This window comes from Polaribacter sargassicola (assembly GCF_021991835.1).
Taxonomy (GTDB): Bacteria; Bacteroidota; Bacteroidia; order Flavobacteriales; family Flavobacteriaceae; genus Polaribacter; species Polaribacter sargassicola.
In genome coordinates this window covers 1-311 of record NZ_JAHDAU010000141.1, presented here as the reverse complement: position 1 = coordinate 311, position 311 = coordinate 1, and the positions used below count along the sequence as shown (strand labels likewise).

Below are 311 nucleotides of genomic sequence, written 5' to 3'. Positions count from 1 at the left end.
CCGACCCGAAGAAGGACTCATAGGCCGCGGGGGTGTCCGCGGTCATGCCGGTCGGAACGCAGTCGAACAGCAGCGCCGAAGGCACGGGGTCGACCGAGGGCAGCCGCTCCGCGATCGCACGCGCGGTCTCCGTGGCACGCAGCAGCGGGGAGTGCCAGACGGCGTCCAGCGGAAGGCCCGAGAGACGGTCCGCGATGAGCTCGGCCTGCCGCCTACCTCGAGCCGAGAGGGGTCCGTCGTCGATGCCGTGCTCGGCATCCTGATGTTCACCGTGTCTGACCAGATATATGTAGTGCGTCACAACCCTGCTA

1 protein-coding gene is annotated in these 311 nt (G+C 67.8%); it reads right to left on the bottom strand.

Going from position 1 to position 311, the window contains the following annotated elements; genetic code table 11:
- On the bottom strand, window positions 1-311 hold a 311-nt coding region (locus KI686_RS17565; RefSeq protein WP_237590360.1), incomplete at both ends, for a histidine phosphatase family protein.